The sequence below is a fragment of the Streptomyces sp. NTD91 genome, from assembly GCF_059510455.1.
Genome location: NZ_JCAJZW010000001.1, coordinates 312,316 through 331,735, shown reverse-complemented (window position 1 = coordinate 331,735; position 19,420 = coordinate 312,316). Strand labels below are relative to the sequence as shown.

17 protein-coding genes are annotated in these 19,420 nt (G+C 72.6%); 10 read left to right on the top strand and 7 right to left on the bottom strand.

All coding sequences use genetic code 11. The annotated features are described in order from the left end of the window. The first annotated feature begins 43 nt into the window (after positions 1–43). On the top strand, positions 44–1,366 hold the full coding sequence (locus AC5WRT_RS01510) for an acyl-CoA dehydrogenase family protein (RefSeq protein ID WP_496091800.1): 1,323 nt from the start codon (positions 44–46) through the stop codon (positions 1,364–1,366). Continuing rightward, the gene (locus AC5WRT_RS01505; protein WP_496091799.1) at positions 1,366–1,845 is read left to right on the top strand and encodes a nitroreductase family deazaflavin-dependent oxidoreductase; all 480 of its coding nucleotides are present in this window, start codon (positions 1,366–1,368) and stop codon (positions 1,843–1,845) included. The genes AC5WRT_RS01510 and AC5WRT_RS01505 overlap by 1 nt, the downstream gene beginning before the upstream one ends. A 117-nt stretch (positions 1,846–1,962) precedes the next feature. Here the strand turns inward: AC5WRT_RS01505 and AC5WRT_RS01500 are convergent, their stop codons facing one another. Continuing rightward, positions 1,963–2,580, bottom strand: coding sequence for a LysE family translocator (locus AC5WRT_RS01500; protein ID WP_496091798.1), 618 nt, complete (start codon positions 2,578–2,580; stop codon positions 1,963–1,965). An 82-nt stretch (positions 2,581–2,662) separates the two neighbouring features. On the opposite strand from AC5WRT_RS01500, the gene AC5WRT_RS01495 reads away from it, so the two are divergent. Then, the gene (locus AC5WRT_RS01495; protein WP_496091797.1) at positions 2,663–3,115 is read left to right on the top strand and encodes an Lrp/AsnC family transcriptional regulator; all 453 of its coding nucleotides are present in this window, start codon (positions 2,663–2,665) and stop codon (positions 3,113–3,115) included. A gap of 84 nt (positions 3,116–3,199) precedes the next feature. Here AC5WRT_RS01495 and AC5WRT_RS01490 read toward each other — a convergent pair whose 3' ends face one another. After that, positions 3,200–3,835 carry a TetR family transcriptional regulator gene (locus tag AC5WRT_RS01490; RefSeq protein WP_496092003.1) on the bottom strand — a complete coding sequence of 212 codons (636 nt, stop codon included), beginning with the start codon at positions 3,833–3,835 and terminating at the stop codon, positions 3,200–3,202. Positions 3,836–3,969: 134 nt separating this feature from the next. Between AC5WRT_RS01490 and kbpA the strand changes: the two genes are divergently transcribed. After that, the gene (gene kbpA, locus AC5WRT_RS01485) at positions 3,970–4,722 is read left to right on the top strand and encodes an AfsK-binding protein KbpA (RefSeq protein ID WP_496091796.1); all 753 of its coding nucleotides are present in this window, start codon (positions 3,970–3,972) and stop codon (positions 4,720–4,722) included. A 201-nt stretch (positions 4,723–4,923) separates the two neighbouring features. Further along, positions 4,924–7,269 carry an outer membrane protein assembly factor BamB family protein gene (locus AC5WRT_RS01480; RefSeq protein ID WP_496091795.1) on the top strand — a complete coding sequence of 782 codons (2,346 nt, stop codon included), beginning with the start codon at positions 4,924–4,926 and terminating at the stop codon, positions 7,267–7,269. A 101-nt stretch (positions 7,270–7,370) separates the two neighbouring features. Here AC5WRT_RS01480 and AC5WRT_RS01475 read toward each other — a convergent pair whose 3' ends face one another. From AC5WRT_RS01475 to AC5WRT_RS01465, 3 genes are read right to left on the bottom strand one after another with little or no spacing between them, the layout of a single operon-like run. Then, positions 7,371–8,147 (bottom strand): enoyl-CoA hydratase/isomerase family protein, encoded by a 777-nt coding sequence (locus tag AC5WRT_RS01475; RefSeq protein ID WP_496091794.1) that lies wholly within the window; start codon positions 8,145–8,147, stop codon positions 7,371–7,373. Then, entirely contained in the window at positions 8,144–8,554 is a 411-nt protein-coding gene (locus tag AC5WRT_RS01470; protein WP_496091793.1) for a Zn-ribbon domain-containing OB-fold protein, read from the bottom strand. Before AC5WRT_RS01470 ends, AC5WRT_RS01475 begins: the two co-directional genes overlap by 4 nt. Before the next feature lie 2 nt (positions 8,555–8,556). After that, positions 8,557–9,711 (bottom strand): lipid-transfer protein, encoded by a 1,155-nt coding sequence (locus AC5WRT_RS01465; protein WP_496091792.1) that lies wholly within the window; start codon positions 9,709–9,711, stop codon positions 8,557–8,559. 80 nt (positions 9,712–9,791) lie between these two features. On the opposite strand from AC5WRT_RS01465, the gene AC5WRT_RS01460 reads away from it, so the two are divergent. Further along, positions 9,792–11,489: a FadD3 family acyl-CoA ligase gene (locus tag AC5WRT_RS01460; protein WP_496091791.1), complete on the top strand. Its 1,698-nt coding sequence runs from the start codon at positions 9,792–9,794 to the stop codon at positions 11,487–11,489. A gap of 189 nt (positions 11,490–11,678) precedes the next feature. Here AC5WRT_RS01460 and AC5WRT_RS01455 read toward each other — a convergent pair whose 3' ends face one another. Both AC5WRT_RS01455 and afsR read right to left on the bottom strand, forming a co-directional pair. After that, complete coding sequence (locus AC5WRT_RS01455) at positions 11,679–11,945, bottom strand: hypothetical protein (RefSeq protein ID WP_496091790.1); 267 nt, start codon at positions 11,943–11,945, stop codon at positions 11,679–11,681. Positions 11,946–12,115: 170 nt separating this feature from the next. Beyond that, the gene (afsR, locus tag AC5WRT_RS01450) at positions 12,116–15,091 is read right to left on the bottom strand and encodes an SARP-family global regulator AfsR (protein WP_496091789.1); all 2,976 of its coding nucleotides are present in this window, start codon (positions 15,089–15,091) and stop codon (positions 12,116–12,118) included. A 178-nt stretch (positions 15,092–15,269) separates the two neighbouring features. On the opposite strand from afsR, the gene AC5WRT_RS01445 reads away from it, so the two are divergent. The 4 genes from AC5WRT_RS01445 (at position 15,270) to AC5WRT_RS01430 (ending at position 19,414) form a co-directional block, all read left to right on the top strand. Further along, on the top strand, positions 15,270–16,493 hold the full coding sequence (locus AC5WRT_RS01445) for an amidohydrolase family protein (RefSeq protein ID WP_496091788.1): 1,224 nt from the start codon (positions 15,270–15,272) through the stop codon (positions 16,491–16,493). A 5-nt stretch (positions 16,494–16,498) separates the two neighbouring features. Then, the gene (locus AC5WRT_RS01440) at positions 16,499–17,416 is read left to right on the top strand and encodes a TIGR03619 family F420-dependent LLM class oxidoreductase (protein WP_496092002.1); all 918 of its coding nucleotides are present in this window, start codon (positions 16,499–16,501) and stop codon (positions 17,414–17,416) included. Positions 17,417–17,426: 10 nt separating this feature from the next. After that, on the top strand, positions 17,427–18,197 hold the full coding sequence (locus tag AC5WRT_RS01435) for an SDR family NAD(P)-dependent oxidoreductase (protein ID WP_496099849.1): 771 nt from the start codon (positions 17,427–17,429) through the stop codon (positions 18,195–18,197). A gap of 98 nt (positions 18,198–18,295) precedes the next feature. Then, on the top strand, positions 18,296–19,414 hold the full coding sequence (locus AC5WRT_RS01430) for an LLM class flavin-dependent oxidoreductase (RefSeq protein ID WP_496091786.1): 1,119 nt from the start codon (positions 18,296–18,298) through the stop codon (positions 19,412–19,414). The last annotated feature ends 6 nt before the right edge of the window (positions 19,415–19,420 follow it).

Here is a 19,420-nt window from a genome sequence, read left to right as displayed (position 1 = left end):
ACGCTCCTAATATGACGCACCGTCAGATACGGAGGGAAGAGCCATGGACACGCGCCTGACCGCCGAGCAGGACGAGATCCGCCGCACCCTGCGCGGGCTGCTGCACAAGCGGTGCGGCTCGCCGGAGCTGCGGACCGCCGTCGACAGCCCGGCCGGACACGACCCCCTCCTGTGGTCCGCCCTCGCCGACCGGCTCGGCCTGCCCGGCCTCGCCCTGCCCGAGCGGTACGGCGGCGTCGGCTGCACGCTCACCGAACTGGCCCTCGCCTGCGAGGAGACCGGCCGCGCACTCGCCCCCTCCCCGCTGCTGGCCAGCTCCGTCCTCACCGCGCCGCTGATCCTCGCCCTGGGTACGCAGGCCCAGCGTGCCGAGCTGCTGCCCCGCCTGGCCGCGGGCACCCTCACCGCCGCTCTGGCCGTCCCCGGGCCCGCCCTCACCACCGCGCTCGCGCTCACGGCCGACAACCGCGCTTTCGCCGCCGGCGGCGGACGGGCCGGGGGTGTCCAGGCCCGGCGGACCGCCGGCGACTGGCGGCTGTACGGGCAGGTCGACCAGGTGCTGGACGGGCACAGCGCGGGGCTGCTGCTCGTCGCCGCGCACACCGGCGGCTTCGCCCGGTCCCGGACGCGGCTGTTCCTGGTGGCGGGGGGCGCGCCCGGCGTCGTGCGCACCCGGCAGACCGCCCTCGACGCCACGCGCGCGCAGGGGCGGGTGCAGCTGAGGGACGTGCGGGCCGAGTTGCTGGGGGAGGAGGGCGAGGCGGAGGACGCGGCTGTGCTGTCCGCGCTGGCCGCCGTCGGGGAAGGGGCCGCCGCGGTGCTCGCCTGTGAGGCGGTCGGGGCGGCGGAGCGGGTGCTGGAGCGGACCGTGGAGTACGTCGGGCAGCGCGAGCAGTTCGGGCGGCCGGTCGGGTCCTTCCAGGCGGTGAAGCATCGGCTGGCGGACGTGTACGTGGGGGTGCAGGCGGCGCGGTCGGCCGCGTATTTCGCCGCGTGGGCCGCCGCCTCGGCTCGGCCGTCGGCGGCGGTGTCGTCCCCGCCCGCGCCGGCTGGGCGGCCTTCGCCGCCGGGTGCGGGCGGCCCCCGCGGGGGGCCCTCGCCGTCGGCGGCCCGCGGAGGGTCCTCCGGCGGGCGGGAGGAGCCCGCCGGCGGGCTTGCGCTCGCTCAGGCGCTGGAGTCCCTGCGAAGTGCCGCCGCCGAGGGGATCCAGTTGCACGGGGGCATCGGGTTCACCTGGGAGCACGATGCCCATCTGTACTTCAAGCGGGCCGCCGGGGACGAGTTGCTGTTCGGGCCCGTGCACCGGCTGCGGGACCGGACCGCCGAGGCCGCCGGTCTCTTCGCGGGCGGCGAGGTGGCCGTCTGATGGCCGGGCCCGCGGTGAGGTTCGTGCAGCGGGTGTCGTCCACCCGCGCCTTCGCGAAGGTCGCCCCGCACGTGGTCCCGGCGCTCGACCGGGCCGTCCACCGGCTCACCCGGGGCCGCCTCCTGCTCAGCACCCGGATGCTGCCCGGTGTCGTCCTCACCTCCACCGGCGCCCGCAGCGGTCTGCCCCGCAGGACTCCGCTGGCCTGCATGCCCGAGGAGGACGGCAGGACCTGGATCCTCGTCGGCTCCAACTTCGGCCGCACCGGCCACCCGGCCTGGACCCACAATCTCCTGGCCCACCCCGAGGCCTCGATCAGCCGACGGGGGCAGGACATCCCGGTCACGGCCCGGCTGCTGACGGGGCAGGAGCGGGCGCGGACCTGGGCGGCCCTGCTGGAGTTCTGGCCGCCGTACGCCACGTATCAGGCCCGCGTGACGAGGGAGATCCGCCTGTTCCGGATCACCGCGGCGCCCTGAGGGGCGTGAGGCCGTGCCCGGCATGCGGCTCCGTCGCGCCGGCGCGGGCGGCCACGACGAAGCCGAAGACGCCGCACGGCCTCCCGGCGCGCCCCGACACGGCCCCACCCGGCGGAGCTACATCGTCGCGAGCCGCTCCACCAGAAGCACCGCTCCGATCCCCACCATCGCCGCCCCCGACGTCCGCGCCACCGCCCGGGCCGCCGCCGGCCTCGCCGAGAGCAGCACGCGCGCCACCGTGCCCACCGTGAGGTACACCACCGCGCAGCACCCCATGTGGAGGAGGCCGAGGGCCGCCGTCTGGGCCGGGACCGGCAGGTGGGCGCCGCGCAGGGTGAGGAACTGGGGGAGGACGGAGAGGTAGAGCAGCAGCCCCTTGGGGTTCAGCCCGCTGATCGTGGCCCCGCGCAGGAAGAACCCCCGGGCCTCCGCGGCCTGGTTCGCCGCGCTCGGCACGGCCGGGCGGCGCAGCACGCCCCACCCGAGCCACAGCAGGTATCCCGCGCCCGCCACCGTCAGGGCCGTCAGCAGCTTCGGGGAGCCCGCCACCAGGACCGCGAGGCCGGCTGTCGCCAGTGCCGTGTGCAGGGCGTACCCGCAGACCAGGCCGGCCACCGCCCGCGGCACCGGGCCGCGGCGCAGGGCGGTCGCGATGACGTACGCCCAGTCGGCGCCCGGTACGCACACCAGCAGCAGATCCACGGCGAGGAAGGAGAAGAGCAGTCCCGAGTCCATGCCGGCGACATTAGGCGTGAATGGCCCGAAAGTGTTCCCGAAGTTTGCTCGACACCCGCGGCCGTGAGGGAGGATCTTTCTCATGGACGACGTTGACCGGAAAATCCTTGCCGAGCTGCAACAGGATGGGCGGCTGACCGTGACCGAGCTGGCCGCGCGGGTGCGCCTGAGCGTCTCGCCCTGCCACCGTCGGCTGCGCGAGCTGGAGCGGTCCGGTGCCATCGAGGGATACCGGGCGGTGGTGGACCCGGCGGCGCTCGGGCTGAACTTCGAGGCGCTGGTCTTCGTGTCGATGCGGCAGGAGGACCGGGACACGGTCGCCGAGTTCGAGCGGGCGGTCGGCGAGCTGGAGCACGTCCTCGAGGCCCAGCGGCTGTTCGGTGAGCCGGACTATCTGCTCCGGGTCGCCACCGCCGACCTCGCGGCCTTCCAGCGGCTGTACGACGAGCGGCTGGCCACCCTGCCGGGTGTGCAGCGGCTCACCTCGACACTGGTGATGAAACACGTGGTGCGGGACCGGCCACTGCCCGCGTAACACGGCAGGCGGCAGCCCACCTCGGTGAACTGCCGCCTGCCAGACAGGACTTGGAAAGAAGGAACAGGGTGGCGCGGGCGCGGGCTACTTGCTCGGCTTCCTTCCCGTCACGCCCAGGTGGACCAACAGGGCGAGGTTCGGCTTGAGTTCGGCCTGCTTCACACCCCAGGACGAGAAGCCCTTCTGGTGTGCCGCCACCGCCGCGAGCATGGCGACCAGCGAGCCGGCGACCGCCGCCGGGTTCACGTCCTTGTCGACCCTTCCCTTGGACTGCAACTCGGCGATGGAGCCGGCCAGGGAGTTGTTCACCGAATTGAGGATCTTCATGCGGATCTTGTAGAACCGTTTGTCCCCCTCGGCCGCGCCCAGGTCGACGACCCGCAGGATCGCGTCGTTCTTGCGCCAGAACTCCAGGAACCCGTCCACGAGTTCCTGTGCGGTCTGCCATCCCGACTTGCCGGCCCAGGACCGCCCCTCGAGCAGCTCGGTCAATCCGGCGCCCTCGGCCGCCATGTGCTCGGCGATCTCCAGGACGGCGCCTTCGACGTCGGGGAAGTACTGGTAGAAGGTCGCGGGAGAGGTTCCCGCCTTCCGGGCGACATCGATGACCTTGACGTCCCGGTAGGGGGAGGAGCTGAGCATCTCGCTGAGGCAGTCGAGCAGCTTCTGCCGGGTCGCCTGCCCACGCCGGCCGGCCACGCGGCCGTCGACGGTACGCACTTGTCCTGTCATGCCGTCAGCTTACCGAGGGGTGATCGGAGCGCGATTCGGCCGACTGCAAATGGGGTGCACGACTGCTCTGGGAGGGGTGTGCCTGGTCTGCGGGGTGCGGGCGGCCCGGTTACCTTGACGGCATGGCCGAAAACAGGGCATCCGGGAATGAAGGGGCCGAAGAGGCCACCGAGGTGTACGGGGAGGGTGTGCCCTGCTGGGTGGACGCCCAGCTCGCCGACGTCGAGGCGGGCAAGCGGTTCTACGGTGAGCTCTTCGGGTGGACCTTCGAGGACGCGTACGGCTCCTCGGTGTGGGCCCTGCTGGAGGGGGACCGGGTCGCCTCCCTCGCGCCCAAGATCGACGGCCGCATGCCGACGGTCTGGACGGTGTCGTTCGCCACCCCGGACGCCGAGGTGCTCGGCCGGCGGGTCGCCGCGGCCGGCGGGCAGGTGGTCATGGCCCCGTTCCCGGTGGGCGACCTCGGCGTCGCCGCTCTCGTCGCCGACCCCGAGGGCGCGGTGTTCGGGCTGTGGCAGCCGGGCCGGCACCGGGGCTTCGGACGCCGGCACGCACCCGGCACCTTCGTCTGGGCCGAGCTGTACACCCGGGACACCGACGGCGCCAACACCTTCTACGGCGGCCTCTTCCATCACGCCCTCTTCGGCGAGGGCGCCGAGCCCGACTTCGGCCGCGCCGACGTCACCGACGTCTTCCCGGCCGAGTATCCCCCGCACTTCCTCACCCACTTCCGGGTCGCGGACCTGGACGACACCCTCGGGGCCGTACAGCGGCTCGGCGGCCGGGTGCAGGCGCCACCCTTTGAGACGTCGTACGGACGAGTGGCCGTCGTCACCGACAATCAGGGGGCGTCGTTCGCGCTCCTGCAACGATGATCGCCGTACCGTCATGGCACCGATTCATCCATTTTGAGGTGTTTGGGGGCTTGACACCCCGAATGTCACTGGGTTCGCAACCAGCCGCCCGGCCAGGAAGAATCGGGGTGCGTGCCGCCACGGCGGTGCGGTGGTGAGACGCTGCACTTCGGTCGCGTACATATGTGGGTGACGCGGCTCGTACGGGGAGGTGGCAGGCAAGTGGTGGATCAGCTGACGCAGCACGATCCGCGGCGGATCGGGCCGTTCGAGGTGCTGGGCCGGCTGGGCGCCGGCGGCATGGGGCTGGTCTATCTCGCGCGCTCGGCGTCCGGCCGGCGCGTGGCGATCAAGACGGTGCGCACCGAGCTGGCCGAGGACCAGCTGTTCCGGGTGCGCTTCACCCGCGAGGTGGAAGCGGCCCGCGCGGTCTCCGGCTTCTACACGGCGGCCGTCGTGGACGCCGACCCGCGCGCCGCCGTGCCCTGGCTCGCGACCGCGTACGTCCCCGCTCCCTCCCTCGAGGAGATAGTGAACGACTGCGGGCCGCTCCCGGCCCAGGCCGTGCGCTGGCTGGCGGCGGGTGTCGCGGAGGCCCTCCAGTCCATCCACGGCGCCGGGCTGGTCCACCGCGATCTGAAGCCCTCCAACGTGCTCGTGGTCGAGGACGGCCCCCGGGTGATCGACTTCGGTATCGCCTCCGGCGTCTCCAACACCCGGCTGACCATGACGAACGTCGCCGTCGGCACCCCCGCCTACATGTCCCCGGAGCAGGCCAAGGACTCCCGCAGCGTCACCGGCGCCAGCGACGTGTTCTCCCTCGGCTCCACCCTTGTCTTCGCGGCCACCGGCCACCCGCCCTTCCACGGCGCCAACCCGGTCGAGACCGTGTTCATGCTGCTGCGCGAGGGCCCGGACCTCACCGGCCTGCCCGACGAGCTGCGTCCGCTGATCGAGGCCTGCATGCAGATGGAGGCCTCCGCCCGCCCCACCCCGGCCGACCTCCAGGCCCAGCTGGCGCCCCACCTCTTCGGCTCCGCCTCCGACGACAGCGGCACCGCCTCCGCCTGGCTGCCCGAGAAGGCGGTCGCGCTCATCGAGGCCCGCGGCCGCGGCGGTCGTCCCGCCGCCAAGCCCGCCCCGGCCCCCACCGGCGGCCCCAGGAGCGGCGGCCGCGCCGCCGTACCTCCGCCGCCCCCCTACGACCCGCCGCCGATCCCCGCCCCGGTCGGCGCCCCCGACACCGGCCCGGTCCGTCTCGCCGGCGCCGCGGTGCCCATCGGCCCCGGCCCGCGCGTCGCCGACGCCCGCGCCGCGGCCGTCAAGGCGCCCCCGCCCGAGGCCGGCCTGGTCGCCAACTGGTCCCGGCCGCGCCCCGGTGTCGCCGGCGCCGACCCCGCCGTACCGGCCGCGCCGCCGCAGCCCCCGGAGACGGCGAGCGGCTGGCGGCCCTGGCGGTTCCGCATGTCCAACGAGGTCTGGGGCACCCCCTCGGTGGACGGCGACCTGGTGTACGTCACCTCCTTCGAGGTGCACGCCCTGGACGTGGCCACCGGCCGGCGCCGCTTCAAGACCAGGGACGTCGCCTGGTCCATGGCGGTGGCGGACGGCCGTATCCACGCCTCCGACGGCCCGACCCTGTTCGCCCTGGACGCCCGTGAGGGCACCGACCTGTGGCGGCTGTCCACGGACGCCTGGGTGTACTCGCTCGAGGCCGACCACGGCACCGTCGTCACCGGCACCCGGGGCGGTGGCGTCCAGGCCTGGGAGGCGTCGAACGGGCAGAAGCTGTGGGAGATCAGCGGCTGCCAGACCGACTTCGAGTCCCCGGAGGCCGGGCCCCTCGTGCACGAGGGCACGGTGTACGTCTGGCAGGACGCCCGGCTGCGCGCCCTGGAGGCCCGCACCGGCGAGGAGCGCTGGTCGTACCCGGTCGGCGACGCGGCCTCCTGCGGCGGCGTGCCCGTCCGCCTCGCCCCGGCCGCCGACGGCTACGTCTACGTCTCCGCCGGCACCCGCGTCCTCGCCGTCGAGGCGGCGAGCGGCATGGTCCGCTGGCACTTCGAGGCCCCAGCGGTCTTCCTGTGCCCGCCGGCCTTCGCACCCGGCCCGGCGGTCACCGGCGGCGGCGTCTACCTGGCCGACTACCTGGGCACCGTCTACGCCCTCGACGCCACCGACGGCCGCGACCGCTGGCGCATCGCCACGGAGGCGCGTTCCTCCATCGAACCGGTGCTGGTCGCCGCCGGCCATGTCCACGTGGGCAGCGGCAAGGGCCTGTACACCCTGGACGCGGTCACCGGCACGCCCAAGTGGCGCTTCCAGGCGGGCGGCGAGGTCGTGGGCGCACCGGCGGTGGCCGAGGGCCGTATCCACTTCGGCTCCACCGACCACCTCCTCTACACCCTGAAGGCCGACGACGGCCGCCTGCGCTGGAAGCTGGCGACCGGCGGCGAGATCACCGGCTCCCCGGTCGTCAAGGACGGTGTCGTGTACGCGTGCAGCAAGGACCGCTGCGTGTACGCGCTGGACGCGGAGAAGGGGACGGGAACGGCCCGCACGACGTGAGCGTGACGGCCGTCGTACCGGTGCGTCACGGAAGGGCTCCGGACGGCGGCCGTCCCAGAGGTGACGCTACCTCGAGTGCGCGTACGCCGCCATACGGTCACTCACCGTGTGTGAGGCCGGGTGCGGCTCCTGTTCCGGAACAGCTCCGCCTGCCGCTCGGTCGGCAGACTCCCGAGGGCGATGAGCGGCGGCGCCTGCGCGAACGCCTGGGCCAGGGCCGCCTCCTTGGCCGCCCACAACGCCCGGACCGTGCCCTGGACCCCGTGCGGCGGGTGCCCGGCGATCACTCCGGCACACCGCAGGGCCGCAGCCAACGCCCCGCCACGCTCCACGACTTCCGACACGAGCCCGATCTCGTGGGCCCGCCGGGCGGAGATCCGCTCGGCGTTCCCCATGAGCATCATCCGGGCCGCCTCCCCGTACGGCATCCGCGCCGCCATCAGCATCGACTCGTAGGCGCCGACCATGCCGTACGAGGTGTGCGGATCGAAGAACTCGGCCGTGCTGTCCGCGACGACGACGTCGCACTCCCCCAGCAGATAGAAGGCGCCTCCGCAGGCCATCCCGCGCACGGCGGCCACGACCGGCTTCCACAGGTCGTTCGCCTTGGGCCCGACGGCCAGCAGCGGATCGTCCTGCATGTACGGCGACGACGGCTGCGGCACGACGGTGTCCCGGTCGATCCCGGTGCAGAACGCCCGCTCCCCGCTCCCGGTGAGCACGACGGCCCGCACGGAGTCGTCGAACCGCAACGCCCGCCACACCACGCCGAGTTCGCGGACCATGTCCGGGTCGACGGCGTTGAGCCGGTGCGGCCGGTCCAGGGTGACGACGGCGACCCCGCTCTCCTCGTCCGCCTCGAGCCGCACGGTGTTCATTCGAGCACCCACTGCGGCAGCCCACCGTCACCGAAGACGACGTGCACCCGGGCGCCGATCCTGAGCCGCCGCGGATCGACGGAGCCGAGCGGTGCCCCGGTGCGGCTGACCACGTTCCCCACCAGCCGGATCCGCGGGCAGTCCGCCAGCTCCACCACGACGACGTTGTACGGCGCCTGTTCCGCGTAGCCGGGCAGCAGCGGGGGATGCGGCACGACGTACGACCAGATCCGCCCGCGCCCGCCGGTCGACCGCCACTCGCTCGCGAAGGACTGGCAGTGCGGACAGCAGGGGCGGGGCGGGAAGCGGGGTTCGTGGCAGTCGCCGCAGGCCTGGACACGCAGTTCACCACGGGCGGCGTACTCCCAGAAGGGGGCGCCGTCGGTGTCGGTGAGGGGGGTCAGCATGATCAGCTCCTGAGCAGCAGGGCGGAGGTGGGCACGCCCTCGCCGGCCGTGACGAGGCAGGTGGCGGCGCCGGGCACCTGGGCGGTGCTGGTCCCGCGCAGTTGCTTCACGCCTTCGTTGATGAGGTTGAAGCCATGCACATAGGCCTCGGAGAGCCCGCCCCCACCGGTGTTCAGGGGCAGCCGCCCGCCGATCTCCAGGGCCCCTTGCTCGGTGAAAGCCCCGCCCTCGCCCCGCTTGCAGAAGCCGTACCCCTCCAGCGAGAGCGGGACGAGGGCGGTGAACGCGTCGTAGATCTGCGCCACGTCCACGTCGTCCGGGGTGAAGTCGGCGTGCTTCCACAGATGCCGGGCGGCGGTCCAGGCCGGCCCGGTGAGGGGGTCGTCGTTCCAGTAGTTGACCATGCCGTGGTGCTGGGCGGGCAGCCCCTGGGCGGCGGAGTGGACGTAGACGGGCCGGGTACGACAGTCCCGGGCGCGCTCCCTGCCCACGATGACGCAGGCGAGGGCGCCGTCCGTCTCCAGGCAGTTGTCGAAGAGGCAGAGCGGCTCGCTGATCCAGCGCGAGGTCATGTACATCTCGCGGGTCAGTGGCCGCTCGTACATCACGGCGGCCGGGTTCTGGTTGGCCCGGTTCCGGCAGGCGAGGGCGACGTTGAAGAGGTGATCGCGGGTGGCGCCGTACTCGTGCAGGTAGCGGCGGGCGAGCATGGCGATCTCGTCGACGGGACGCAGCAGTCCGAAGGGCCGGGTCCACTGGGCGGGGGTGGGGAGCTGGAACGTGGTGTCGGTCCAGGGCCGCGGCCCGCTGCCCCGCTTCCGCGACCGCCAGGCGACCCCCACGGTGGCCTGCCCGGAGGCGATGGCGGCGGCGAGGTGGGCGACGGTGGCACAGGACCCGCCACCGCCGTACGGGGTCTTGCTGAAGAAGGTGAGATCCCCGAGCCCGACGGCCTTGGCGAGCTCCACCTCGTCGGTGGCCTCCATGGTGTAGGAGGCGAGGCCGTCGACCTCGCCGGGTGCGATCCCCGCGTCGTCGAGCGCGGCCAGCACGGCCCGGCAGGCGAGCGTCTTCTCGTCCTCCGCAAGGTGCTTGGCGAACGCGGTCTGCCCGATCCCGACGATGGCGGTGGCGTCCTTCAGCCCGTTCGCTGCCATGGCGTCCCCCTCTCCTGACAGGGCGTCAGGTTACAACTAATCTGACGAACAGTCAGCTGTGTACGGACAGGGGGCCTGTGATGAGCGACTGGGAGACCGTCCCCGGCCTGGTGAGATGGTCCGCCGAGCGGTACGCGGACACCGAGGCCGTGGTGGAGGGCCGTACGAGGCTCACGTACGGCGAGCTGGGCACCCGGGTGGAGCGGGCGGCGGCGGCCTGCATGGCACGCGGCGTGCAACCCGGCGACCGGGTCGCGGTCTGGGCCCCGAACTCCCTGGGCTGGATCGTCGCGGCCCTGGGCGCGGTCACCGCCGGTGCCGTCCTCGTCCCTCTCAACACCCGTTTCAAGGGCACGGAGGCGGCGGACGTGCTGCGCCGCAGCCGGGCCCGGCTGCTGTTCGTGACGGGCACGTTCCTGGGCACGTCGTACGTGGCGAGCCTGCGGCGGGCGGCGGGGGAGAGGCGGCCGGGGGAGCCGGGGCGACGGGTCCCGCTCCCGGGGCTGCCGGACCTGGAGGAGGTGGTGGTCCTGTCGGAGGACGCGCCACCGGACTTCCGCACCTGGAAGGAATTCCTGACGACAGGGGACGGGGCGGGCCTGCCCGAAGTGGATCCGCGCCGCCGGGAACTGGACGGCTCGGCCCTGTCGGACATCATCTACACGTCGGGTACGACGGGCCGCCCGAAGGGCGCGGTGATCACGCACGCCCAGACCCTCGGGGCGTACGAGATCTGGGCCGACCTGGCCGGATTGCGGGCGGGCGACCGCTACCTGATCATCAACCCCTTCTTCCACACCTTCGGCTACAAGGCCGGGGTGATCGCCTGCCTGATGCGCGGGGCGACGATGATCCCGCAGCCGGTGTTCGACGTGGAGACGGCACTGGCGAACATCGCGGCGGAACGCATCTCGGTCCTGCCGGGCCCGCCCACCCTCCTCCAGTCGCTGCTGGACCACCCGTCGCGGGACGCGTACGACCTCTCGGCGCTGCGTCTGGTCGTCACAGGCGCGGCGGTCGTGCCGCTGCGCCTGGTGGAACGACTGCGCGGTGAACTGGGCGTGGACACGGTCCTCACGGCGTACGGCCTCTCGGAGGCGAGCGGCATCGTCACGATGTGCCGGCGCGGCGACGCCCCGTCGGTCGTCGCGTCCACCTCCGGCCGGGCGATCCCGGGGACGGAGCTACGGCTGGTGGACGCGACGGGCACGCCGGTACGGCCCGGTGAAGCGGGCGAGGTGCTGGTCCGGGGCTTCAACGTCATGCGCGGCTACTACGAGGATCCCCGGGCCACCTCCGAGGTGATCTCGGCGGACGGCTGGCTGCACACGGGAGACGTGGGTGTCCTGGACGAGGCGGGCAACCTGCGCATCACGGACCGCATCAAGGACATGTTCATCGTCGGCGGCTTCAACGCCTACCCGGCGGAGATAGAGCAACTGCTGGGCACCCACCCCGATGTGGCCGACGTGGCGGTGATCGGCACGCCCGACACCCGGCTGGGCGAGGTCGCCAAGGCGTACGTCGTGCGCAGACCCGACTCGACCCTGACCTCCGACGACCTGATCGCCTGGTCCCGCCGCGAGATGGCGAACTACAAGGTGCCGAGGTCGGTGGAGTTCGTGGCGGAACTCCCGCGGAATGCGAGTGGGAAGGTGGTGAAGGGGTTTCTGCGGGTGGCCAAAGGCCCCAAGGGTGCCCCTTCTGTCGCACCGGCCCCGGGGGCCACGGGCGGAGGAGCAACCGGCAGACTCGGGCCGGCCGGGGAGTCAGGCTGAGCGGTCCGGGACCCGCCCGGCCTGCAAGCGAGGTGCGGTGGCCCCGTCGGCCCCGGCCCGTACCGCACACTGCGTGTTCCCCGGCCACCTGCGCGACGTGACCCGGCAGTTCCGCGCCCGGGGACACACCTCGGCCGCGACGGCTCCCCCTCGGCGCCGTCGCGGCCGGTCCCCCCTGCGGGAGGTGGTTCAGCTGGGCTCGGACGTGATGTGGGTGTTGTCCGGAGTCACCGTGCCGTCGACGGCCACCGCCTCGGCGTCCGTGATGTGGGTGTTGAGGGGGTTGACCTCGGTGCCGGCTGCGGCGTCGGTGATGTGGGTGTTGAGCGGCTTGACCTCGGTGCCGGCCTCGGCGTCGGTGATGTGCGTGTTGTCCGGCGTGACCGGCTCGTCCTTGATGATGTCGCCCATCAGGTGCTCCCCTTGGAGATTGCGTTGCAGCGGTTGCGGGCCCATCCGGACACTCCCCCGAGTGTGGCCGGATGGGCCGCTGGAGCCGCCCACTCTAGATCGCGAGTGCGGCGGTCTCACCGGCTGGTCCGTCTGCCCCCCGGCACGACGGCCCCGGTGTCCATGAGAGTGCCGTGTGGCGATAAACGATCGATGAACGCCGCGGCAGCGCCCGGTCAGGCCGCGGCGGCCGGTGCCAGGAGAGCCTGGACCTCGGCCGCTTCCGGTGAGTTCAGCCGTTCGTAGATCTCCAGGGCCTCACGCCAGCAGACCTGGGCCCTGCCCGTGTGTCCGATCCCGTTCAGCGCCTTCCCGAGAACGGTGAGCACGTTGCCGCGCCGCCACTCGCCGCCGATCTCCTTGAGCGGGGTCAGGGCCATCTCGGCGTTGGCGGCGGCCTGGGCCGGGCGTTGTGCGAGCAGGTCCACCTCGGCGAGCCGGAAGAGGGTCATCCCCTCCCACAGGCGCTGCCTGCTGGCCCGGAAGACGGCCAGGGCCTGGCCCAGATGGGCTCCGGCGTCGGCCAGTTGCCCGCTCTTTCCGAGGGCCAGCCCGAGGGCGTAGTGGCCGTTGGCCGCCTTCAGCGAGTGTCCGAGCTTCTCGTACATCTCGGTGCCCTGCCGCGCCAGATGCACCGCGCTGTCGGCCCGGTCCGTCTGCAGGTGCAGACGCGAGAGATTGCACAGTGCCGCTGCCGCGCCGGAAAGGTCGCCGCAGTCACGGAAGTCGGCGATGGCACGCTCCAGGTGTGCCTCACCCTCGGCGTAGCGGCTCTGGTAGTAGGCGAAGATCCCGAGGATGTTCGCGGCCCAGCAGCAGGGCAGGGGGTCGTCGGCCGCCTCCGACAGGGCAAGTGCCTGTCGCGCCTCCTCGTAGGCCTGGGTGAACTGCCCGGACCAGTGACGTGCGTTGGCCAGTACCAGAAGGGCACGGCCTTCGGCCCGCATGTCGGACGCGGCGTGGGACGCGCTGCGCAGGGCTGTGCCGGCCGCCTCGTACTCCTTGAAGTTCGCCCCCGACTCCGCGAGGTCGACCGCCGCCCACAGCAGGTCGACGGCGCGCCGCAGCGTCGTGCCGCCCGACGACTGCCGTACGCAGGCCAGAAGCGGTACGGCCTCGGCGTAGAGCCAGTCCTGGGCAGCGCGGCGATCGGTGAAGGCCAGTCCTGGGACGCCGGTCCTCTCCAGGTGGTCCACCAACCGGTCCCCCGGCCGCTCCATCGCATACACCTGTGCCGCCGTGGCCAGGTAGAAGTCCAGCAACCGCGACAGCGCGGCGTCCCGCTCGCTCGGCGGCTGCTCGTCCCTGTCCGCGCAGGCACGCGCGTAGAGGCGGACCAGGTCGTGGAAGCGGTAGCGGCCGGGCGCCGCCGATTCCAGCAGGGACGTGTCCACCAGGGCCTCAAGGAGGTCCTCGGTTTCCTCCGCGGGGAGGTCCAGGACCGCGGCCGCGGCGGCGAGGGAGACGTCCGGGCCGTCGGCCAGGCCCAGCAGGCGGAACGCCCTGGCCTGGGCCGGTTCCAGTTGGCCGTAGCCGAGCTCGAAGGTGGCCTTCACCGCGAGGTCGCCGGCCTGCAGTTCGTCCAGGCGGCGGCGTTCGTCCGCGAGCTTGGCGGCCAGGACCGAGACCGTCCAGGTGCGGCGGGCCGCCAGGCGGGAGGCCGCGATGCGGATGGCGAGGGGGAGGAAGCCGCAGGCCGCGACGACGTCCAGGGCGGACTCCCGCTCCGCCGCCACCCGTTCCTCGCCCACGATCTTCGTGAACAGTGCCAGCGCCTCGTCCGGGGACATGACGTCCAGGTCCACCAGGTGGGCGCCCGCCAGGTCGACCATGCGGACGCGGGAGGTGACCAGGGCGGCGCAGCCCTCCGTGCCGGGCAGGAGGGGGCGTACCTGGGCCGCGTCCTTGGCGTTGTCCAGCAGCACCAGGACCCGGCGTCCGTCCAGCACCGAGCGGTAGAGTGCGGCCCGTTCGTCCAGGGAGTCCGGGATCGCCGAGTCCGCCGTGCCCAGGGCACGCAGGAACGAACCCAGCACCGTCTCCGGCTCCGCCGGGCGGGGTCCCGCACCCTGCAGGTCGACGTAGAGCTGGCCGTCGGGGAAAGCGCCGCGCGCCCGGTGGGCCACGTGGACCGCCAGCGTCGTCTTGCCCACCCCGCCGATACCGGCCAGCGCCGACACCGCCATCACCCGGCCCCCGGCATCGGGTGACTCGGACGCCGACGCCAGCACCTCGCTCAGTTCGGAGACGAAGGCGGCCCGGCCGGTGAAGTCCGGTACGGAGGCGGGCAGTTGTGCGGGGCGTACCGGGACCGTCGAGGGTTCCGCCGCCGGGGACGACGGTTCCGCCAGGGCCGGGTCCGCCTGGAGGATCCGCTGCTGGAGCTCGCGCAGGCCGGGCCTCGGGTCGACCCCCAGCTCCTCAGCCAGCAGGCGTCGGGTGTCGGCGTAGACGGCCAGGGCCTCCGCCTGGCGTCCGCTGCGGTACAGGGCCAGCATCAGCAGTTCGCGCAGGCGCTCGCGCAGGGGGTGCGCCGCCGTGAGCGCCGTCAGTTCCGAGACCGCCTCCGCATGGCTGCCCTGCTCCAGGTCCATGTCCAGGCGGGTCTCGAGGAGGCCGAGGCGCCATTCCTCCAGGCGGACCCGCTGGGTCTCGGCGTAGGGGCCGGGGACGCCGGCCAGGACCTCGCCGTCCCACAGGGCCAGGGCCTCGTTCAGGAGTGCCCGGGCGCGGCACAGGTCGCCGGCGGCCCGTGCCTTCTCCGCCCGGACCGCGAGGGTCTGCGCGACCGCCAGGTCCAGCGCGCCCTCGTCGAGCGCGCGCACCGCGTATCCGCCGGACTCGCTGACCAGGATGCCGGGAGGAAGGATCTTGCGGAGCCGCGAGGCGTACGTGCGCACCGCAGCCAGCGCCTGGGACGGCGGCTCGTCGCCCCAGAGGGCGTCGATGAGCTCCGCCGCCGTCGCCGTACGGCCCTCGCGCAGCAGCAGGGCGGCCAGCAGGGCGCGCTGCTGGGGCGACCCCGTGCCGACCTGCTCCGCACCGCGCCAGGCCCGCACCGGACCGAGCACGCCGAACCGCAGCGCCTCCGGCTCCGTGCCGGTCACGGAGCCGGAACGCCGCTGCTCAGGCACTCGCGGCCCACCGTCCATGCGTTGCTCCCCCTCGGCGTCACGAACAACCCTGTCAGTTTGCCTTGTTCGGGCCGGTTCCGTCAGCCGTGGGAGACGCCGATCACAGGTCGCCGTGCGTCGGTCCACAAAGCCCTCACACCCTCTTCGCACGCCGCCAATAGCTGACGGACCGTCAGATCGGCGCTACGGTGAGGCCATGGAGACCACACCGTTCCCGCTGATCATCTCCGTCGACGACCACACCGTGGAGCCCGCCGGTGTGTGGCAGGACCGGCTGCCGAGGAGGTTCCGGGACGCCGGGCCCCGGATCGTGCGGGCGCCGCTGAAGGAGATGACCTTCCTGGGAGGGCGCTTCAAGCCCGTCATGGGTGATCCCGGCAGCACCGAAGGGCCGCTCGGCGACTGGTGGGTCTACGAGGACCTGCGGCGGCCCCTCACCCGGCTCGACACCGCCGTGGGCTGCGGCAGGGACGAGGTCAGGCTGGAGATCATCACCTACGAGCAGATGCGCGCCGGGTCGTACGACGTGCCCGCGCGGCTCGCCGACATGGACGTCAACCACGTGCAGTCGGCCGTCTGCTTCCCCACCTTCCCCCGCTTCTGCGGGCAGACCTTCGCGGAGGCCGAGGACAAGGAACTCGCGCTGCTCTGCGTCCGCGCCTACAACGACTGGACGGTGGAGCAGTGGTGCGGGCCCGAGGCGCACGGACGGCTCGTCCCGCTCACCCTCACACCCCTGTGGGACGCCGAGCTGGCGGCGGCGGAGGTCCGGCGCAACGCCGCGCGCGGCGTCCGGGCCGTCGCCTTCTCCGAGATACCCCCGCATCTGGGCCTGCCGTCCGTGCACACCGACGACTGGGACCCGTTCCTCGCGGCCTGCGACGAGACGGGCACGGTCGTCGCGATGCACATCGGCTCCAGCAGCCGGATGCCCTCCACCTCCGCCGACGCCCCGCCCGCCGTCGGCTCCACCATCACCTTCGCCAACTGCTGTTTCTCGATGGTCGACTGGCTGATGAGCGGCAAGTTCGAGCGCTTCCCGGGTCTGCGGGTGATGTACGCGGAGGGGCAGATCGGGTGGATCCCGTACATCCTCGAGCGCGCCGACGTCGTGTGGCAGGAGAACCGGGGGTGGGGCGGGGTCGCCGACAAGGTCACCCGGCCACCGTCCGAGCTGTTCGCCGGGCACGTGTACGGCTGTTTCTTCGACGACGCCTTCGGGCTGAGGAACCTCGACGCCATCGGGGTCGGCAACGTCCTGTACGAGACCGACTACCCGCACTCCGACTCCACCTGGCCGAAGTCCCGAGAGGTCGGCGAGGCCCAGATGGGGCACCTGCCGGCGGACGTGGTCGAGCGGATCGTGCGCGGCAACGCCATCGAACTGCTCGGGCTCACACCCGAAGGGCTGTGGCGGTGACCGCCCTGGCGTACGGCATCCAGCTGCCCGTCCAGGCGCAAAGCACCCTGTTCGCGGAGGGCTGGGAGGCCGGTGCCGGCCCGGAGGACCTGGTCGCCGTCGCGCGGGCCGCGGACCGGGCCGGGTTCGACTACCTCGCCGCGTGCGACCACGTGGCCGTCCCGCGCCGGCTGGCCCCCGCCATGGGCACCGTCTGGTACGACCCGGTCGCCACCCTCGCCCACCTCGCGGCCGTGACCGAGCGGGTGCGCCTGCTCAGCCACGTGGCGGTCGTGGGGCTGCGCCATCCCCTCCTCACCGCCAAGCAGTACGCCACCCTCGACCACCTCTCCGGCGGCCGGCTGATCCTCGGGGTCGGCGCCGGGCACGTGCGGGAGGAGTTCGAGGCGCTGGGCGCGGATTTCGAGCGGCGCGGGGCCGTGCTGGACGAGACGGTCGACGCGCTGCGGGCCGCCCTCGGACCGGAGGAGTTTCCCGAGCACCACGGGAAGGTCTACGACTTCTCCGGTCTCGGGCAGCGGCCGAGGCCCGCGCAGCCGGCCGTACCGGTGTGGGTCGGCGGCTCCTCGGCCGTCGCTGTGCGCCGGGCCGCGCTGAAGGGGGACGGCTGGCTGCCGCAGGGGGATCCGCGGGAGCGGCTGCCCGCGCGGATCGGCCGGATACGGCGGCTGCGGGCGGAAGCGGGCGTCGAGGGGCCGTTCACCGTCGGTGCGATCGCCGAGCCGCTGTACGTCGGCCGGGCCGGCTGGGAGGTCGGGGGGCGGGCCCTCACCGGGACCCCGGAGGAGATCGCCGCGTCGCTGCGGGCGTACCGGGCGATGGGCGTGGGACAGGTCCAGGTGCGGTTCCGCAGCCGGAGCCGGACCGAACTTGTCGAGCAGATCGAGCTGTTCGGGGCGGAGGTCGCACCCCGGCTGAACTGAGGAGGAGCCCATGGGCAAGCTGGACGGGCGGGTCGTCGTCGTCACCGGTGCGGCACGCGGGCAGGGCGAGCGGGAGGCACGGCTGTTCCGGGCGGAGGGCGCGCGGGTGGCCGTCGCCGATGTCCTGGACGGCCAGGGGGAGGCCCTGGCCAAGGAGATCGACGCGTTGTACGTCCATCTGGACGTCGGCGCCGAGGACGGCTGGCGGGAGGCCGTCCGAGTGGTCAAGGAGGCGTACGGGCGCATCGACGGGCTGGTGAACAACGCGGGGATCCTGCGCTTCAACGCCCTCGTGGACACCCCGCTGGAGGAGTTCATGCAGGTCGTCCAGGTGAACCAGGTGGGCTGTTTCCTGGGCGTGAAGACGGTGGCGCCCGAGATGGCCGACGGGGGGACGATCGTCAACACCGCCTCCTGCACCGCCATGACCGGCATGGCGGCCGTCGGCACGTACGCCGCCACCAAGCACGCCGTACTGGGGCTGACCCGGGTCGCCGCGCTGGAGCTCGCGGGCCGGGGGATACGCGTCAACGCGATCTGCCCGGGGGCGATCGACACCCCCATGTCCAATCCGGCGCGCCTCGATCCGGACGCCGACCCGCAGGAGACGGGCCGGGCACTGGACGAGCTGTACCGCAGGCTCGTGCCGCTCGGGCGGGTCGGGCAGCCGGAGGAGGTGGCGCGGCTGGCGCTGTTCCTCACCTCGGAGGACTCCTCGTACATCACCGGGCAGCCGTTCGTCATCGACGGCGGCTGGCTGGCCGGGCTCAACGTCATCTGACTCACCGTCAGCTATTGACGGTCTCGACGGCCGATGCGACAGTCGGCCGACAACATGTCTGACGGAACGTCAGAAAGAACTGGGGACGGTGGACCGCCGTGGAATTCGGGCTCTTTGTACAGGGGTACGTCGGAAAGCGTGCCGAGACCGACCCGCTGGCCGAGCACAGGGCGCTGATGGAGGAGACCGAGTACGTCATCCAGGCGGACAAGTCGGGCTTCAAGTACGCCTGGGCCTCCGAACACCACTTCCTGGAGGAGTACTCGCACCTGTCCGCCAACGACGTGTTCCTGGGCTATCTGGCGCACGCGACCGACCGCATCCACCTGGGCTCGGGGATCTTCAACCCGCTGGCGCAGGTGAACCATCCGGTGAAGGTCGCCGAGAAGGTCGCCATGCTGGACCACCTCAGCGAGGGGCGCTTCGAGTTCGGCAGCGGGCGGGGCGCCGGCTCCCACGAGATACTCGGGTTCATACCGGGTGTGACCGACATGAACTACACCAAGGAGATCTGGGAGGAGACCATCGCGGAGTTCCCGAAGATGTGGCTCCAGGACGAGTACGCGGGCTTCCGGGGCAAGCACTGGCAGCTGCCGCCGCGCAAGGTCCTGCCGAAGCCGTACGGGAAGTCCCATCCGGCGATGTGGTACGCGGCCGGGTCGCCGCCGTCGTACGCGATGGCCGCGAAGAAGGGGCTCGGCGTGCTCGGCTTCAGCATCCAGAAGGTCTCCGACATGGAGTGGGTGCTGGAGCAGTACAAGACGGCGATCGTGGACGCGGAGCCGGTCGGGGACTTCGTCAACGACAACGTGATGGTCACGACGACCGCGGTCTGCGCGCCGACGCACGCGGAGGCGGTCGAGATCGCGGTGAACGGCGGGCTGCACTACCTGCCCTCGCTCGTCTTCCGCTACCACGACACCTTCCCGCGCCCCGAGGGCTTCCCCGTGTGGCCCGAGACGCTGCCCGAGTACACGCCGGAGTTCGTGGAGCTGCTCATCGAGGAGGAACTGCTGATCTGCGGGGACCCGGACGAGGTGCTGCGCCAGTGCGAGCGGTGGGAACAGGCGGGCGCCGACCAGCTGAGCTTCGGTCTGCCGGTGGGTGTGCCGAAGGAGGAGACGCTCCAGACGATCCGGCTGATCGGGGAACACGTGATCCCGAAGATCGACACGGATCCCGTGCACCGGACGTCCCGGTTCCGTCGGGCCGTCTGAGGGGGG

Coding starts and splice junctions, on each gene's coding strand:
- AC5WRT_RS01510 (WP_496091800.1), top strand. CDS start 44: ATGGACACGCGCCTGACCGCCGAGCAGGACGAGATCCGCCGCACCCTG.
- AC5WRT_RS01505 (WP_496091799.1), top strand. CDS start 1,366: ATGGCCGGGCCCGCGGTGAGGTTCGTGCAGCGGGTGTCGTCCACCCGC.
- AC5WRT_RS01500 (WP_496091798.1), bottom strand. CDS start 2,580: ATGGACTCGGGACTGCTCTTCTCCTTCCTCGCCGTGGATCTGCTGCTG.
- AC5WRT_RS01495 (WP_496091797.1), top strand. CDS start 2,663: ATGGACGACGTTGACCGGAAAATCCTTGCCGAGCTGCAACAGGATGGG.
- kbpA (WP_496091796.1), top strand. CDS start 3,970: ATGGCCGAAAACAGGGCATCCGGGAATGAAGGGGCCGAAGAGGCCACC.
- AC5WRT_RS01475 (WP_496091794.1), bottom strand. CDS start 8,147: ATGAACACCGTGCGGCTCGAGGCGGACGAGGAGAGCGGGGTCGCCGTC.
- AC5WRT_RS01470 (WP_496091793.1), bottom strand. CDS start 8,554: ATGCTGACCCCCCTCACCGACACCGACGGCGCCCCCTTCTGGGAGTAC.
- AC5WRT_RS01465 (WP_496091792.1), bottom strand. CDS start 9,711: ATGGCAGCGAACGGGCTGAAGGACGCCACCGCCATCGTCGGGATCGGG.
- AC5WRT_RS01460 (WP_496091791.1), top strand. CDS start 9,792: ATGAGCGACTGGGAGACCGTCCCCGGCCTGGTGAGATGGTCCGCCGAG.
- AC5WRT_RS01455 (WP_496091790.1), bottom strand. CDS start 11,945: ATGGGCCCGCAACCGCTGCAACGCAATCTCCAAGGGGAGCACCTGATG.
- afsR (WP_496091789.1), bottom strand. CDS start 15,091: ATGGACGGTGGGCCGCGAGTGCCTGAGCAGCGGCGTTCCGGCTCCGTG.
- AC5WRT_RS01445 (WP_496091788.1), top strand. CDS start 15,270: ATGGAGACCACACCGTTCCCGCTGATCATCTCCGTCGACGACCACACC.
- AC5WRT_RS01435 (WP_496099849.1), top strand. CDS start 17,427: ATGGGCAAGCTGGACGGGCGGGTCGTCGTCGTCACCGGTGCGGCACGC.